A 13,308-nucleotide genomic window follows, 5' to 3' on the forward strand; every position below is an offset into this window, starting at 1 on the left:
TTGCACTGACGCTGCGGTTCTCCGCACCTTACCGGACGCTCCAAGGACGCCAACATGATTAGCAAAGAAGGCCTTACCCACCACATCTCCGCGCAGTTCAACGCCGAGCTTGAGGAAGTGCGCAGCCACCTCCTGGCCATGGGCGGGCTGGTGGAGAAGCAAGTCAACGATGCAGTGACCGCGCTGATCGAGGCTGACTCGGGCCTTGCCCAGCAAGTGCGCGAGATCGATGACCAGATCAACCAGATGGAACGCAATATCGACGAGGAATGCCTGCGCATCCTCGCTCGTCGCCAGCCGGCGGCTTCCGACCTGCGCTTGATCATCAGCATCTCCAAGTCGGTGATCGATCTGGAGCGTATCGGCGACGAAGCCACCAAGATCGCCCGTCGTGCCATCCAGTTGTGCGAAGAAGGCGAAGCGCCGCGGGGTTACGTCGAAGTGCGCCACATCGGCGACCAGGTGCGCAACATGGTCCGCGATGCGCTGGATGCGTTTGCCCGCTTCGACGCCGACCTGGCGTTGTCGGTGGCCCAGTACGACAAGATCATCGACCGCGAATACAAGACCGCGCTGCGTGAGCTGGCGACCTACATGATGGAAGACCCGCGCTCTATCTCGCGGGTGTTGAGCATCATCTGGGTACTGCGCTCCCTGGAACGGATCGGCGACCACGCGCGCAATATCTCGGAATTGGTCATTTACCTGGTGCGCGGCACCGACGTACGGCACATGGGCCTCAAGCGCATGAAAGCCGAAGTTGAAGGCACGGCCGATCAAATCCCTAATGTTCCGGACGAATCTGACGATAAGTAAGATTGCCCGAGAAATAAACGCCCGGCCTCTGGTCGGGCGTTTTCGTTTGTGGCGTATGAGTTTTGCGCTGCGGGCAGCCATAAAGTCCCGGCGTGACTGATGAGTTTTTGGCAAAATGCCATCATTGTGAAGCGTTTTGCTTGCCGGGGTTTTGAGAGGATGAAGGGTCGATGAGTAAAGTCAGTGTGTTGGTGGTGGATGACGCCTCGTTTATTCGCGACTTGGTAAAGAAGTGCCTGCGTAACTACTTCCCCGGCATCAAGATTGAAGATGCGGTAAACGGCAAAAAGGCCCAGGCCATCCTGATGCGCGAAACCTTCGACATGGTTTTGTGCGACTGGGAAATGCCGGAAATGTCCGGCCTGGAACTGTTGACCTGGTGCCGCGAGCAGCCGCAGCTCAAGGCCATGCCATTTGTCATGGTCACCAGCCGTGGCGACAAGGAAAACGTGGTCCAGGCGATCCAGGCCGGGGTCTCCGGCTACGTCAGCAAGCCATTCACCAACGAGCAGTTGCTGAACAAGGTCAAGCAGGCCCTGAACAAGATCGGTCGCCTCGACGCCTTGCTGGCCAGTGCACCGACCAAGATGAACTCGGCCTTTGGCAACGACTCCCTCAGCGCCCTGACCGGCGGCAAGCCCGAAGCCGTCAAGCCAGCCCCGGTGGCCGCGCCGAGCAAAGGCCTGCTCAACAGTCCGCCTGTGCAAGCCGCCGTCGCCCCCTCGGCCGCCAGCGGTCGTGGCCAGGGCCAGTTGCGCCTGTCCAGTGGCACCCAGCAATGTGTGATCAAGGCCCTGAGCATCAAGGAGGCGCTGCTGGTGGTGCGCCGTGGCGACGTCCTGCCCCAAGTGCTGGAAAGTGCGGTGCTCGACCTGGAGCAAGGCGAGAACGCTGAAACCGCGCGCCTCAATGGCTACCTGCATGCAATCGTCGCCTACGAACCGCGCCCCGACAGCGACTGGCTGCAACTGACCTTCCGCTTTATCGACCAGGACGCGCAGAAGCTCGACTACATCTCCCGGCTGATCGCCCGGGGTACGGCGCAGAAGCATTTTGTGCCGGGTGCATAACCTGGGCAAAAATGCCGTGGATCGACCAATTGTCTGATTCTCGGCGCCCGTCTTGATTTATATCTGTTTCGATATAATCTCTCGATAGCGCTTCGGTGCTGTCGAGTGCCCGCCATGCCTTGAAACACACCGCTGCTGCTGTTGACTGAATCGTCGATTACGCTTTTTCTTTCCAGGAAAGGAGAAGTGAATGCCCAGGCACAAGGATGTGGTGTTTGTGGGAAGTGCACTCAAGGATCTCAGGTCGTTCCCGATTGAGGCGCGAAGAGCCGCTGGTTTTCAATTGGATCTTTTGCAGCAGGGCGAACAGCCTTTTGACTGCAAGCCGATGAAAACCATTGGGCGCGGGGTCAATGAGATTCGTATCACCGATGAGTCAGGAGCGTTTCGGGTGTTCTATGTGGTCAATCGGCCCGAGGCGGTTTATGTGTTGCATGCGTTTCGCAAAACCACGCAAAAAGCTGAAACGCGGGATATCGAACTGGCTCGCGCCAGATTGCAGGAGTTAGGTTAAGCCATGACTGACCAAAAGCTTCATACCGAACGCTTCGCCAGTGTTTGGGACGCCCTGGAAGACGCTCCCCAAGAGGCCGCAAACATGCGTTTGCGCTCAAAGTTGCTGCTGGAATTGTGCAAAGCCATTCGTGGCTGGAAGCTCTCCCAGAAGGACGCGGCCCAGCGGCTTCATATAAGCCAGCCACGACTCAACGATGTACTCAGTGGCAAGATCGACAAGTTCTCCCTCGATGCCTTGGTCAATCTGTCCGCCGCCGCCGATATGAACGTAGATATTTGCTTCTCGACGCAACCGGCCTGATCCACACAACACTGTCATGAACCCTTGCTAGCCTGCCGTTCGGTCATACCCGGCAGGTTTACCCCATGCTTGTGCGTTTTATGTTGTTTTGTGGCCTGTGCGCGGTCGCTTCATCGTCCCTGGCCATGACCCTCTATCGTTCCACCGATGCCCGTGGCGTGGTGTTTTTCAGCGACCAGAAAACCCCTGGCGCCCAGGCGTTTGTGTTCCAGGAGCGCCGGGTCGTGCCGGTGAAGCGCCAGGTGCTTGATCCCCTGCCGCCGCGTAACCTGCGGCCAGCGCAGTTTCAGCGCTACCCGTTGCCCTGGCGCGGTGGCCCCTTCCGCCTGACCCAGGGGCCTGGCGGCACGTTCAGTCACTCTGACGTCAAGAGTCGCTACGCCATGGATATCGCCATGCCTGAAGGCACGCCGATCATCGCTGCGCGAGGCGGGGTGGTGGTGAAGACCGAGAACAGCCAATCGGGGCGGGGCAGTGACCCGTCGGGCAACTTCGTGCGGGTGTTACACGATGACGGCACCCAGAGTGTGTATCTGCACCTCAAGCTGGGGTCGGTCAGTGTCAGGGAAGGGCAGCGGGTGGCGGTGGGCAGCCCATTGGCGCTGTCGGGCAATACCGGCAACAGCAGTGGGCCACACCTGCACTTTGTGGTGCAGCGCGATACGGGGGCGGGGTGGGTGTCGATTCCGTATGAGTTCACGCAGCCGGTACAGGCGTTGCCCAACTTTGCGTCGGGCACGCGGTAAGGCTTTTGTAGGAGCGAGCTTGCTCGCGAAAAACCTGAGGGCGCTGCCGGGTGTCAGGATCCCAGCGTTATCGTTAACGTCCTTCGCGAGCAAGCTCGCTCCTACAGGGGGTGTGCCCTAGTCGAGCATCAAGACCTTGGCCAGCACGATTTTCGGGCCTTTCATCTTCTTGATGATGATCCGCAGGCCTTCCACTTCCAGCACTTCTTCCTCTTCCGGCACCCGGTTCAGGGTTTCGTAGATCAAGCCAGCGAGGGTTTCGGCTTCGATGTGATCCAGGTCGATACCCAGCAGGCGTTCGATCTTGAACAGCGGCGTATCGCCACGTACCAACAGCTTGCCCGGCTGATAGGCGAGGATGCCGCGTTCGGCCTTGCGGTGTTCGTCCTGGATATCGCCCACCAGCACTTCGAGCACGTCTTCCATGGTCAGGTAGCCGATGATGTTGCCGTCGGCTTCTTCAACCAGCGCAAAGTGCGCGCCGCCCTTGCGAAATTGCTCCAGCAGTTGCGATAGCGGCATGTGCCGCGAAACGCGCTCCAGCGGGCGGGTCAGCTCGGCCAGGTTGAACGACTCGGGAATATGGTCCAGGGCCGCCAGTTCCAGCAGCAGGTCCTTGATGTGCAGCAGGCCGACAAACTCACCGCGCACGGCGTCGTACACCGGATAGCGACTGAATTTGTGGCGGCGGAACAGCGCGAGGATTTCCTTGAGTGGCGCGTTGAAGTCCAGCGTCACCAGGTCTTCTCGGGAGTTGGCCCAATCCACTACTTCCAGCTCGCCCATTTCCACGGCCGAGGCCAGTACACGCATGCCCTGGTCGCTCGGGTCCTGGCCGCGGCTGGAGTGCAGGATCAGCTTGAGTTCTTCACGGCTGTAATGGTGCTCGTGGTGCGGGCCTGGCTCGCCTTGGCCGGCAATACGCAGGATCGCGTTGGCGCTGGCGTTGAGCAGGTAGATCGCCGGGTACATCGCCCAGTAGAACAGGTACAGCGGCACGGCGGTCCACAGCGACAGCAACTCGGGCTTGCGAATGGCCCAGGACTTGGGGGCCAGCTCACCGACCACGATGTGCAGGTACGAAATCACAAAGAAGGCGGCAAAGAACGACACGCCCTTGATCACTTCAGGCGATTCGACGCCCATCGCGCCCAGCAGCGGCTCCAGGATGTGCGCGAAAGCCGGCTCGCCGACCCAGCCCAGGCCCAGGGACGCCAGGGTGATACCCAGTTGGCAGGCCGACAGGTAAGCGTCGAGCTGGCTGTGTACGGTGCGCAGGATCTGCCCGCGCCAGCCATTGGTATGGGCGATTGCCTCGACCCGGGTGGCGCGCAGTTTGACCATAGCAAATTCCGCCGCAACGAAGAAACCGTTGAGCAGTACCAGGATCAGTGCAAAAAGAATCATGCCGAAATCGGCGAAGAGTGTCGCGAGGGTGATACCAGGGGAAGGGTCCATGATGGGGTTTTGCGAGTTCCGTGTGTTCAAAAAGGGGTGATGGCTGTGCCTCAAGGGCGGGCACAAGTCAGGCAATGTAGCGGCTGAAGGAGCGCTTGCCTAGTGGCGGCTGCCGGGTGGGCGCGCGAATGCATGCTGCATAGGGCTTATGTGGGAGCTGGCTTGCCTGCGATGCAGACGCCTCGGTCTTACAGAAGCACCGAGGTGATGCTATCGCCGGCAAGCCAGCTCCTACATGGGATGGAGGGGATTTTCAGATTAATCCTTCGCCGCGATTGCCGGCGAGCGGCTGACCTGTGCTGGCGCAAAGTGGCAGGTAAAGGTACTGCCGTGGCCCAGTACGCTGCTGATTTCCAGGCGGGCCCGATGGCGCAACAGCACATGCTTGACGATCGCCAGGCCCAGCCCGGTGCCGCCGGTGTTGGAGTTGCGGCTGGAGTCGACACGGTAGAAGCGCTCGGTCAGGCGTGGCAAATGCTTGCTGTCGATACCGATCCCCGAATCCTGCACGCTCAGGTGCGCGCCGTGCTGATCGGCCCACCAGCGGATGCGGATCGTGCCTGTGTCCTGGGTGTATTTCACGGCGTTGAACACCAGGTTGGAAAAGGCGCTGCGCAACTCGCCCTCGCTGCCTTTGAGCAGCACCGACGGGTCGGCCTCCAGGGTGATGTACTGGCCGCGTTCGCCGGACAGGGCCTGGGCATCGTTCTTGATGGTCTGCAGCAGGCTCTGTACGGCCACGGGATGGTTGTCCGAGGGGTAGTCGGTGGCTTCCAGCTTGGCCAGCAGCAGTAGGTCGTTGAGCAGAGTCTGCATGCGCGAGCCTTGTTGCTGCATTTGCTGCAAGGCACGGCTCCAGCGCGGGTTGACCTCTTCGACGTTGTCCAGCAGCGTCTCCAGGTAGCCGCAGATCACCGTCAGCGGGGTACGCAGCTCATGGGAGACGTTGGCGACGAAATCCTTGCGCATCTGTTCCAGCTGATGGATACGGGTCACGTCGCGCACCAGCATCAAGTGTTCGTTGTTGCCGTAGCGCGTGAGGTACAGCTGGATACGCACCCGGTCGTTGGTGGGCGACGGGATTTCCAGGGCTTCTTCGTAGTTATCCTGTTCGAAGTATTCCTTGAAGCGCGGGTGGCGCACCAGGTTGGTCACCGGCTGGCCGCTGTCCTGGGGCGTCTTGAGGCCCAGCAGAGTCTCGGCGGCGCGGTTCCACCATTCCAGGTTGCCGTCGCTGTCGAGCATGATCACCGCGTCCTTGAGCGCGGCGGTCGACTCCTGGACCCGGTCGATCACCGCTTGCAGGCGGCCACGTACCCGTTGGTCGCGGCGTTGCAGGTGGTAGATGCTGTCGAACACCTCACCCCACAGGCCGTAGCCGTCGGGTGGTGCCTCATCGGGTTTGTGCTGGCGCAGCCACTCGTGCAGGCGCAGCAATTGCTTGAGGGTCCAGCCCAGGTAGAGGCCCAGGCCGATGGCCAGGCTCCAGCCGTAGTAGCCGCTGATAAGGCCGACCAACAGGCAGCCGGTGACCAGCAGGAGCATGTGGCGGATCAGGGTGCCATGCCAGTTTTGATTCACTTGAACATGCGTCCTTGTCGGCTGTTAAGTCTGGATAGGGCTGGCTCAGCCTTTGGTTGAAAACCTATAACCGGTACCGCGCACGGTTTGTACCAGATTCTCGTAGGCATCGCCCAAGGCTTTGCGCAGGCGGCGGATATGCACGTCAACGGTGCGCTCCTCGACATACACGTTGCCGCCCCACACCTGGTCGAGCAATTGCCCACGGGTATAGGCGCGTTCCTGGTGGGTCATGAAGAACTGCAACAGGCGGTATTCGGTGGGGCCCATCTCGGCCGGCTTGCCATCGATGGTTACGCGGTGGCTGATCGGGTCCAGCAGCAGGCCGCCGACTTCAATCGGCGCCTCGCCATCGGTCGGACCGGCGCGGCGCAGTACGGCCTTCAGACGTGCGACCAATTCCCGTGGGGAAAATGGCTTGGTGATGTAGTCATCGGCACCGACTTCCAGGCCCTGGATCTTGTTGTCCTCTTCGCCCTTGGCGGTGAGCATGATGATCGGGATATCCCCGGTCAGCTCATCGCGCTTGAGACGCCGGGCCAATTCGATGCCGGAGGTGCCGGGCAGCATCCAGTCCAGCAGGATCAGGTCCGGCTTGCGGTCGACGATAATGGCGTGGGCCTGCTGGGAGTTCTCTGCCTCCAGGCAGTCATAGCCGGCCATTTCCAACGCAACGGCGATCATTTCGCGAATGGGCGCTTCGTCGTCAACGATCAGAATGCTCCTGCCAACCATGCTAAGTCCTCTTGTCATTTAACTGTCTTGCGCCGCATTAGATAACGGAATTATTGCAGTCGTGTGACAGTATTTTACTGGCCTGCGCAATCGGACTGGTCCTGAACTACGCTTTGAGTCCGAATCCTGACAACCGCAAAAGGAAGGTTCCGATGACTCAACGTACTTTTTCCTGGAAAGCCCTGCTGGTCACGGCGGTGCTGACGCTGCCGACACTGGCATTTGCGGCAGAGCCAGCCATGACTAAAGACGGGATGTTGGTAGATCACAAGGGCATGACGCTCTATACCTTCGCCAAGGATGCTGGCGGCAAATCCATGTGCAATGACAAGTGCGCGACCAACTGGCCGCCGTTGAAGGCCGAGTCCACCGATAAGTCGATGGGCGAATGGACCGTCATCACCCGTGACGACAACACCAGCCAATGGGCTTACGACGGCAAGCCGTTGTACACCTTCATTGCCGACAAGAAGGCTGGCGATGCGACCGGCGACGGCAAAATGGAGGGCGCCTGGAAGATCGCCAAGCCCTGACCTTCCTTGTAGGAGCCGGCAAGCCGGCTCCTTATCGAAAGGCGTAGTCCGCCACAATCCCGAGAAAAATCGCCAGTCCCGCCCAATGGTTGTGCAAGAACGCCTTGAAGCACTTCATCCGGTCCCGATCCCGGGTGTACCAGAACTCCCAGGCAAAACACCCCGCCGCTGCCAGCAGGCCCAGGTGGAACCAGCCTCCCAGCTCAAAGCGCGAGCCTGCCAGCAGCAGGCAAACTAGCGCCAGCCCCTGCAAGGTGAGGATGATGATGCGGTCGGCATCGCCAAACAGAATGGCGGTGGATTTGACGCCGATTTTCAAATCGTCATCGCGGTCGGTCATCGCGTAATACGTGTCGTAGGCCACCGTCCACAGCAGATTGGCGATGTACAGCAACCACGCAATGGCCGGCAGGCTGCCGGTCTCGGCGGTGAACGCCATGGGCATGCCCCAGGAAAACGCCGCGCCCAGCACCACTTGCGGGTAATAGGTGTAGCGCTTCATGAACGGGTAGCTGACAGCCAGGGCCAGACCGCCCAGCGACAGCCAGATGGTCGCGGCGTTGGTCAGCAGCACCAGCAGGAAGCTGATGCTCATCAGCACTGCAAAGAACACCAGCGCTTCCTTGGAACTGATCTTGCCGCTCGCCAACGGACGTTGCGCCGTGCGCTTCACGTGGCCGTCGACCTTGCGGTCAGCCCAGTCATTGATCACACAACCGGCGGCCCGGGTCAGTGTCACGCCGAGGACAAAAATCACGATATTGCTCAGCGACGGCGAACCCTTGCCGGCGATCCACAGCGCCCACAGGGTGGGCCACAGCAGCAGGTAGATGCCGATGGGCTTGTCCATGCGCGTCAGTTGAACGAAGTCCCAGGCCCGAGGGTTCAGGCGGTTCAAAGATTGGAGCAGGCGCTGGTACATCAGCAATTCTCCGCAGATTCGTGCACCGCTTGCCACAGGCTTGGCAGGAAGACTTCCGCCACCAACACGCTCAACGCGCCGCGATCAAAGCGCGAGCGCCGGGCCCACAAACCGTTGGTCTGATCTGCCGTCGGCAGCCAGGCACGTGGGTAGTGGCAAACCTCGATAGCCTGGCGGGCGAAGGCCTGGTCACAAAACAGCAGTTCACCCAACGAGCGACTGCCCAACTCATCCATATGCAGGCCGTCGCCCTGCAAGGCACTACGGGCCGCCACGCTGCGGGCGAACACCCAGGCCTGGCCGTGACCGCGCAAATACACCTCGCGCACCCAGCCAATACTGGCCGCTGGCAGGTCGAGGGCGGCGCATTCGTCGTCTCGCAGGGGCTGCCAGCCTTCGAACAGTGGCGTGACACTGAAGCCATCGTTGGACAGGTGCGTCAGGCGGCGAGTCAGCGAGCCCTCATCGAACAGCCAGTCGAGGGCAAGGGGTGCGGGCAGAGGGTGCAGAAGGCTCTGGTTCAGCCATTGGCAGGCATCGGGAACGGCAATCGAATGCGGCACGGGGAGTCATTATTGGCAGTTAATGAGGCGCCGAGCTTACCATGCTCACCCGAATTTTTGCCGGGCTGCGCCGGGACATTGGGCCGAACGTGCTTGCATCTGGGCGCCCCGATCAGTACAAAACGCCCTGAGCCGGACGGCAATGCTGGATCTATCGACTGTCGGCCAGTAAGCCTGGACCCTGAGGAAGCAAGTAATGAAGAAGTGGCAATGTGTAGTCTGCGGCCTGATCTACAACGAAGCAGACGGTTGGCCGGATGATGGGATCGCCCCAGGCACCCTGTGGCAGGACGTCCCTGAAGACTGGCTGTGCCCGGACTGCGGCGTCGGCAAAATGGATTTCGAAATGATCGAAATCGGTTGATTCGCTGAATTTAAGAAACGAACTACAAGGAGAAAGGAATGAGCGCACCTGTCGTGATCATCGGTACGGGCTTGGCCGGTTACAACCTGGCTCGGGAGTTTCGTAAGCTCGACAGCGAAACCCCGCTGTTGCTGATCACTGCAGATGACGGGCGTTCCTACTCCAAACCCATGCTCTCCACCGGTTTTGGCAAAAACAAGGATGCTGATGGCCTGAGCATGGCGACCCCGGGCACCATGGCCGAGCAACTGAAGGCCGAAGTGCGCACCCATACGCGAATCAGCGGGATCGACCCTGGGCACAAGCGCCTGTGGATCGGCGAGGAGGCGGTGGCCTACCGCGACCTGATCCTGGCCTGGGGCGCCCAGACCGTGCAGGTACCGGTCGAGGGCGATGCCGCTGAACTGATTTTCCCGATCAACGACCTGGAAGACTACGCACGCTTTCGCCACGCCGCCGCCGGCAAGCGCCGCGTGCTGCTGTTGGGCGCGGGCCTGATCGGCTGTGAATTTGCCAACGACCTGATCCTCGGCGGCTATGCAATCGACTTGGTGGCACCGTGCGAGCAAGTCATGCCGACCCTGCTGCACCCGGCTGCGGCTGCAGCGGTGCAGGCCGGGCTCGAAGGCCTCGGTGCGCGCTTCCACCTGGGGCCGGTGCTCAACCGCCTGCAACGCACGGCTGACGGCCTGGAAGCCCATCTGTCCGATGGCACGGTGATCGAATGCGACCTGGTGGTCTCCGCCATCGGCCTGCGCCCCCGGGTGGACCTGGCGGCTGCGGCTGGCCTGCAAATCAACCGTGGGATCATGGTCGACCGCCACCTCAAGACCTCCCACGCCAATATCTACGCCCTGGGCGACTGCGCCGAGGTCGATGGCCTGAACCTGCTGTACGTCATGCCCCTGATGAGCTGCGCCCGCGCCCTGGCCCAGACCCTGGCGGGCAACGCCACGGCGGTCAACTACGGGCCGATGCCGGTCACAGTGAAAACCCCGGCCTGCCCGCTGGTGGTCTCGCCACCGCCACGGGGCACTGAAGGCGTGTGGAGCGTCGAAGGGCAGGGTGGTGACATCAAGGCTTTGTGCCGCGATTCCTCCGGGCGCCTGCTGGGCTATGCCCTGACCGGCACGGCGGTCATGGAAAAACTGGCCCTGAATAAGGAACTTCCGCCACTGCTGGCGTAAATGCTGGTCGTTCTGTCGGAATAACCACCTTTTTCCCCCTAGAAAGGTCGCCGTGAGACTGGCGCAGGCACCAATGGCATGCCATCCTCACTCCCGTCTGCCGCAGAGTAGAGCCTGCGGCGCCTTGGCGCTGCTCCAGCAGAGAGCAGCACGGACATAACAACAAAAAACCGTCAAAGAGGCTTCACCTATGCGTAAACCAGAACTCGCAGCCGCCATTGCAGAAAAAGCAGACCTGACCAAAGAACAGGCCAACCGCGTCCTCAACGCCGTACTTGAAGAAATCACCGGCGCCCTGCACCGCAAGGACAGCGTCACCCTGGTTGGTTTCGGCACCTTCCTGCAACGCCACCGTGGCGCCCGCACCGGCAAAAACCCGCAAACCGGCGAGCCGGTGAAAATCAAGGCGAGCAACACCGTAGCGTTCAAACCGGGCAAGTCGCTCAAAGACAGCGTCAACCCGTAAGCGCGGCACCGTCTCGAAGGGAGGCGGGGTGGTATGAAAAATGGGCACGCCGACTGGGTCGGGTGCCCATTTTTGTTGGGGTGTATCATCAGGCTCTGTTGAACCGCGTCAGCAGGCGTTGTGCGGTCCTGTTTACTAGGGCAAGTACAACGCTAATATCCGTTTGTGAGTTCAGTCATGAGCTCTTCAAATGACGCGCAAACAAATACCAGTGATAGGGTTAGTCGCAATAAATAAAAATATTTAGTTTTTTGCTATAGGCACTTTGAAGAAACTTGACTAGGTCTTTTAATTCGCTGGAATTTAAGTTTTTTGATTTTATCGCTTTTTCGATTTCAGTCACTAAAGGTAGAATTTCGCCGAACAAAATACTTGTGTCGGCGTAATAAACAGAAAATTTATGCGTCTTTGGGAAATCTTTTCTTGGTGCTGATGCGTCCATAAGAACGCCATGGATAGATTCACTCAAGCAAAAAATCGGAGTGTTCTCATTAACGTCTTTTTGATTTTCTGCTGCCATAAAGTCAAGAGGCATAAAAATTTCCATGTCAGGACGGAAAGGCAGGCATAGTTAGTTTAGCTTTCTGGATATACTGGGGTTTTTATATTATCCGGAAGTATTTCAAGAATCGTCAAGTCATCATTCGTGTTCTTTATTTTATAGTGTCTCGTTGTGAAGGTTTCTCGCCATATGTTTTCAGTGATTGAAGATATTGTGTCGGTATCGTATTTATAGAGCGTTTCGACGTACTCGCCTGTATTGAGTAAGCTATAGCGCGCTGTTGGATGAAAGCTTGTAAGCGTAGTAATAGAAGCTGAGTCAAGATTGGCATCTGTGCTGTCTTCAAAGTTGCTGCCGAATGCCAGTTCTATAATGCGGTTCGGTTCGTTAATAAAAAATCTCCTGTATACAATCCATTGGCTTTTAAGTTTTACATATTTGGCGTATTGTATTTCGGCTATAAAGTTGTCGTTTCCGTCTAAGAAGTAGCACTGCCTGTCTTTAGCCGGCTCCGAATTTTTAAGTAAGCACCCGGGTTTACACCCTTGTAATTCGCAGGTGTACGGTGCCGGATTATATGAGGGCATGACTCCCATATCCCATTTTTTGGTTTTGTGTGTATGTTCTGCCAATGATATTAGTTCAGGGTATTTGTCGTTGTATTCATTTGGCAATTTGAGTAAAAGGACTTTCATAGCGGTCCCCCATTTGGCCAGCGGGAAAGTTTTTCCGCCGCTGAGTTCAAGGATGAGTGTCTTCAAACCTTGCTCGAATTCGGATTTTGTTTTAACCCCTTTTAGAGTTCCCCATACAAGGTAAAGGGAACAGATTTAGTTTTATTAAAAAGCCTATTAAATATATCTGTGCCCTTTTGTTTATTTTGCTTTTTAGAACGGAAGTTCAAAAACGATTTTACCTAGCCTGTTTTTGATTAGGTAACTGTTTTCACCGAACTCAGCAGTTTTGAAAAGATCAGTTCGGTCAATAAAACCAGGAGGCTCATGCATCCAGATTTTATTTTCTGGAAAGAGCTGATCTTGGCAATACCAACTTTCACCTACCTCTGCATTAAGAACTCTAAAAACATTGATTTTGTGCTTTTTGTTTTTGCTTGTTTTTGAAAGTTTTTTAATTGAGCTCTCCAGTTGAAAATTAGTTATTAAGACTTTTTCAGCAGTTTGATTTATTAGTTCTACGATCACATCGTTACTTTCTTTTGTTGTGGCGATTACAATTAGCGCGCGACGTAACTCTTCCAACAACTCTATATCTTGGCTGAGACGGCTCAAAGATAGAAAATTCTTGAAGTCAAAGCTTTCTACAAAAATATTTGTTGACCCTAGTACGTTGTCGAACAAGTCCTCATCGCCACGTGGACCTAGTGAAACAACTATTTTACTGCTGCCATTTATATCAATTTTAGGCAGAAACTCCATGAATATCTGGGTGATGTGGTGGCTTAAATGACGGATGCGAATGCCCATTGTTAGAGCGGCTTCGTCACTTTCTTGTAGAGTAAGTATCTTCAGACTCATTGCTATACTCGCT

At 57.6% G+C, this 13,308-nt stretch carries 17 protein-coding genes and 1 pseudogene; 9 read left to right on the forward strand and 9 right to left on the reverse strand.

Going from position 1 to position 13,308, the window contains the following annotated elements; all coding sequences use genetic code 11:
* Window positions 1–54: 54 nt before the first annotated feature.
* From phoU to BFQ03_RS00670, 5 genes are all read left to right on the forward strand, one after another.
* Complete coding sequence (gene phoU / locus BFQ03_RS00650; protein ID WP_029289933.1) at window positions 55–816, forward strand: phosphate signaling complex protein PhoU; 762 nt, start codon at window positions 55–57, stop codon at window positions 814–816.
* A 170-nt stretch (window positions 817–986) separates the two neighbouring features.
* Window positions 987–1,886: a response regulator gene (locus BFQ03_RS00655; protein WP_032856733.1), complete on the forward strand. Its 900-nt coding sequence runs from the start codon at window positions 987–989 to the stop codon at window positions 1,884–1,886.
* Window positions 1,887–2,076: 190 nt separating this feature from the next.
* Window positions 2,077–2,400, forward strand: coding sequence for a type II toxin-antitoxin system RelE/ParE family toxin (locus tag BFQ03_RS00660; RefSeq protein ID WP_032856735.1), 324 nt, complete (start codon window positions 2,077–2,079; stop codon window positions 2,398–2,400).
* Window positions 2,401–2,403: 3 nt separating this feature from the next.
* Window positions 2,404–2,703 (forward strand): helix-turn-helix domain-containing protein, encoded by a 300-nt coding sequence (locus tag BFQ03_RS00665; protein WP_032856736.1) that lies wholly within the window; start codon window positions 2,404–2,406, stop codon window positions 2,701–2,703.
* 65 nt (window positions 2,704–2,768) lie between these two features.
* Window positions 2,769–3,449 carry a M23 family metallopeptidase gene (locus BFQ03_RS00670; RefSeq protein WP_032856738.1) on the forward strand — a complete coding sequence of 227 codons (681 nt, stop codon included), beginning with the start codon at window positions 2,769–2,771 and terminating at the stop codon, window positions 3,447–3,449.
* Window positions 3,450–3,455: 6 nt separating this feature from the next.
* On the opposite strand, the pseudogene BFQ03_RS30440 reads toward BFQ03_RS00670, so the two are convergent.
* The 4 genes and pseudogenes from BFQ03_RS30440 to phoB form a co-directional block, all read right to left on the reverse strand.
* A pseudogene (locus tag BFQ03_RS30440) lies at window positions 3,456–3,542 on the reverse strand (outer membrane lipoprotein carrier protein LolA); the annotation flags it as partial.
* 24 nt (window positions 3,543–3,566) lie between these two features.
* Window positions 3,567–4,907, reverse strand: coding sequence for a hemolysin family protein (locus BFQ03_RS00675; protein WP_032856740.1), 1,341 nt, complete (start codon window positions 4,905–4,907; stop codon window positions 3,567–3,569).
* A gap of 258 nt (window positions 4,908–5,165) precedes the next feature.
* A complete protein-coding gene (gene phoR / locus BFQ03_RS00680; RefSeq protein WP_229689200.1) occupies window positions 5,166–6,452 on the reverse strand; it encodes a phosphate regulon sensor histidine kinase PhoR in 1,287 nt (428 codons plus the stop codon).
* 81 nt (window positions 6,453–6,533) lie between these two features.
* Window positions 6,534–7,223 carry a phosphate regulon transcriptional regulator PhoB gene (gene phoB / locus BFQ03_RS00685; protein ID WP_003176964.1) on the reverse strand — a complete coding sequence of 230 codons (690 nt, stop codon included), beginning with the start codon at window positions 7,221–7,223 and terminating at the stop codon, window positions 6,534–6,536.
* A 152-nt stretch (window positions 7,224–7,375) separates the two neighbouring features.
* Between phoB and BFQ03_RS00690 the strand changes: the two genes are divergently transcribed.
* Window positions 7,376–7,756 (forward strand): COG4315 family predicted lipoprotein, encoded by a 381-nt coding sequence (locus tag BFQ03_RS00690; RefSeq protein WP_032856744.1) that lies wholly within the window; start codon window positions 7,376–7,378, stop codon window positions 7,754–7,756.
* Window positions 7,757–7,787: 31 nt separating this feature from the next.
* Here the strand turns inward: BFQ03_RS00690 and ubiA are convergent, their stop codons facing one another.
* Window positions 7,788–8,678 carry a 4-hydroxybenzoate octaprenyltransferase gene (ubiA, locus tag BFQ03_RS00695; protein ID WP_032856746.1) on the reverse strand — a complete coding sequence of 297 codons (891 nt, stop codon included), beginning with the start codon at window positions 8,676–8,678 and terminating at the stop codon, window positions 7,788–7,790.
* Window positions 8,678–9,241 carry a chorismate--pyruvate lyase family protein gene (locus BFQ03_RS00700; protein WP_032856747.1) on the reverse strand — a complete coding sequence of 188 codons (564 nt, stop codon included), beginning with the start codon at window positions 9,239–9,241 and terminating at the stop codon, window positions 8,678–8,680. Before BFQ03_RS00700 ends, ubiA begins: the two co-directional genes overlap by 1 nt.
* A 196-nt stretch (window positions 9,242–9,437) precedes the next feature.
* Here BFQ03_RS00700 and BFQ03_RS00705 point away from each other — a divergent pair, with 196 nt between their 5' ends.
* From BFQ03_RS00705 to BFQ03_RS00715, 3 genes are all read left to right on the forward strand, one after another.
* Window positions 9,438–9,605, forward strand: a complete 168-nt coding sequence (locus BFQ03_RS00705) for a rubredoxin (protein ID WP_032856748.1) — start codon at window positions 9,438–9,440, stop codon at window positions 9,603–9,605.
* A 38-nt stretch (window positions 9,606–9,643) separates the two neighbouring features.
* On the forward strand, window positions 9,644–10,792 hold the full coding sequence (locus tag BFQ03_RS00710) for an NAD(P)/FAD-dependent oxidoreductase (protein ID WP_032856749.1): 1,149 nt from the start codon (window positions 9,644–9,646) through the stop codon (window positions 10,790–10,792).
* A gap of 190 nt (window positions 10,793–10,982) precedes the next feature.
* Window positions 10,983–11,258 carry an HU family DNA-binding protein gene (locus BFQ03_RS00715; RefSeq protein WP_003213368.1) on the forward strand — a complete coding sequence of 92 codons (276 nt, stop codon included), beginning with the start codon at window positions 10,983–10,985 and terminating at the stop codon, window positions 11,256–11,258.
* A gap of 220 nt (window positions 11,259–11,478) precedes the next feature.
* Here BFQ03_RS00715 and BFQ03_RS00720 read toward each other — a convergent pair whose 3' ends face one another.
* From BFQ03_RS00720 to BFQ03_RS00730, 3 genes are all read right to left on the reverse strand, one after another.
* Window positions 11,479–11,793, reverse strand: coding sequence for a hypothetical protein (locus BFQ03_RS00720; RefSeq protein ID WP_032856750.1), 315 nt, complete (start codon window positions 11,791–11,793; stop codon window positions 11,479–11,481).
* A 41-nt stretch (window positions 11,794–11,834) separates the two neighbouring features.
* On the reverse strand, window positions 11,835–12,521 hold the full coding sequence (locus BFQ03_RS00725; RefSeq protein WP_065942312.1) for a hypothetical protein: 687 nt from the start codon (window positions 12,519–12,521) through the stop codon (window positions 11,835–11,837).
* Between the two features lie 126 nt (window positions 12,522–12,647).
* Window positions 12,648–13,295: a hypothetical protein gene (locus BFQ03_RS00730; protein WP_032856754.1), complete on the reverse strand. Its 648-nt coding sequence runs from the start codon at window positions 13,293–13,295 to the stop codon at window positions 12,648–12,650.
* Window positions 13,296–13,308 lie beyond the last annotated feature (13 nt).

It is taken from the genome of Pseudomonas sp. 25 R 14, assembly GCF_900004755.1.
In the GTDB taxonomy this organism is placed as follows: Bacteria; Pseudomonadota; Gammaproteobacteria; order Pseudomonadales; family Pseudomonadaceae; genus Aquipseudomonas; species Aquipseudomonas brenneri.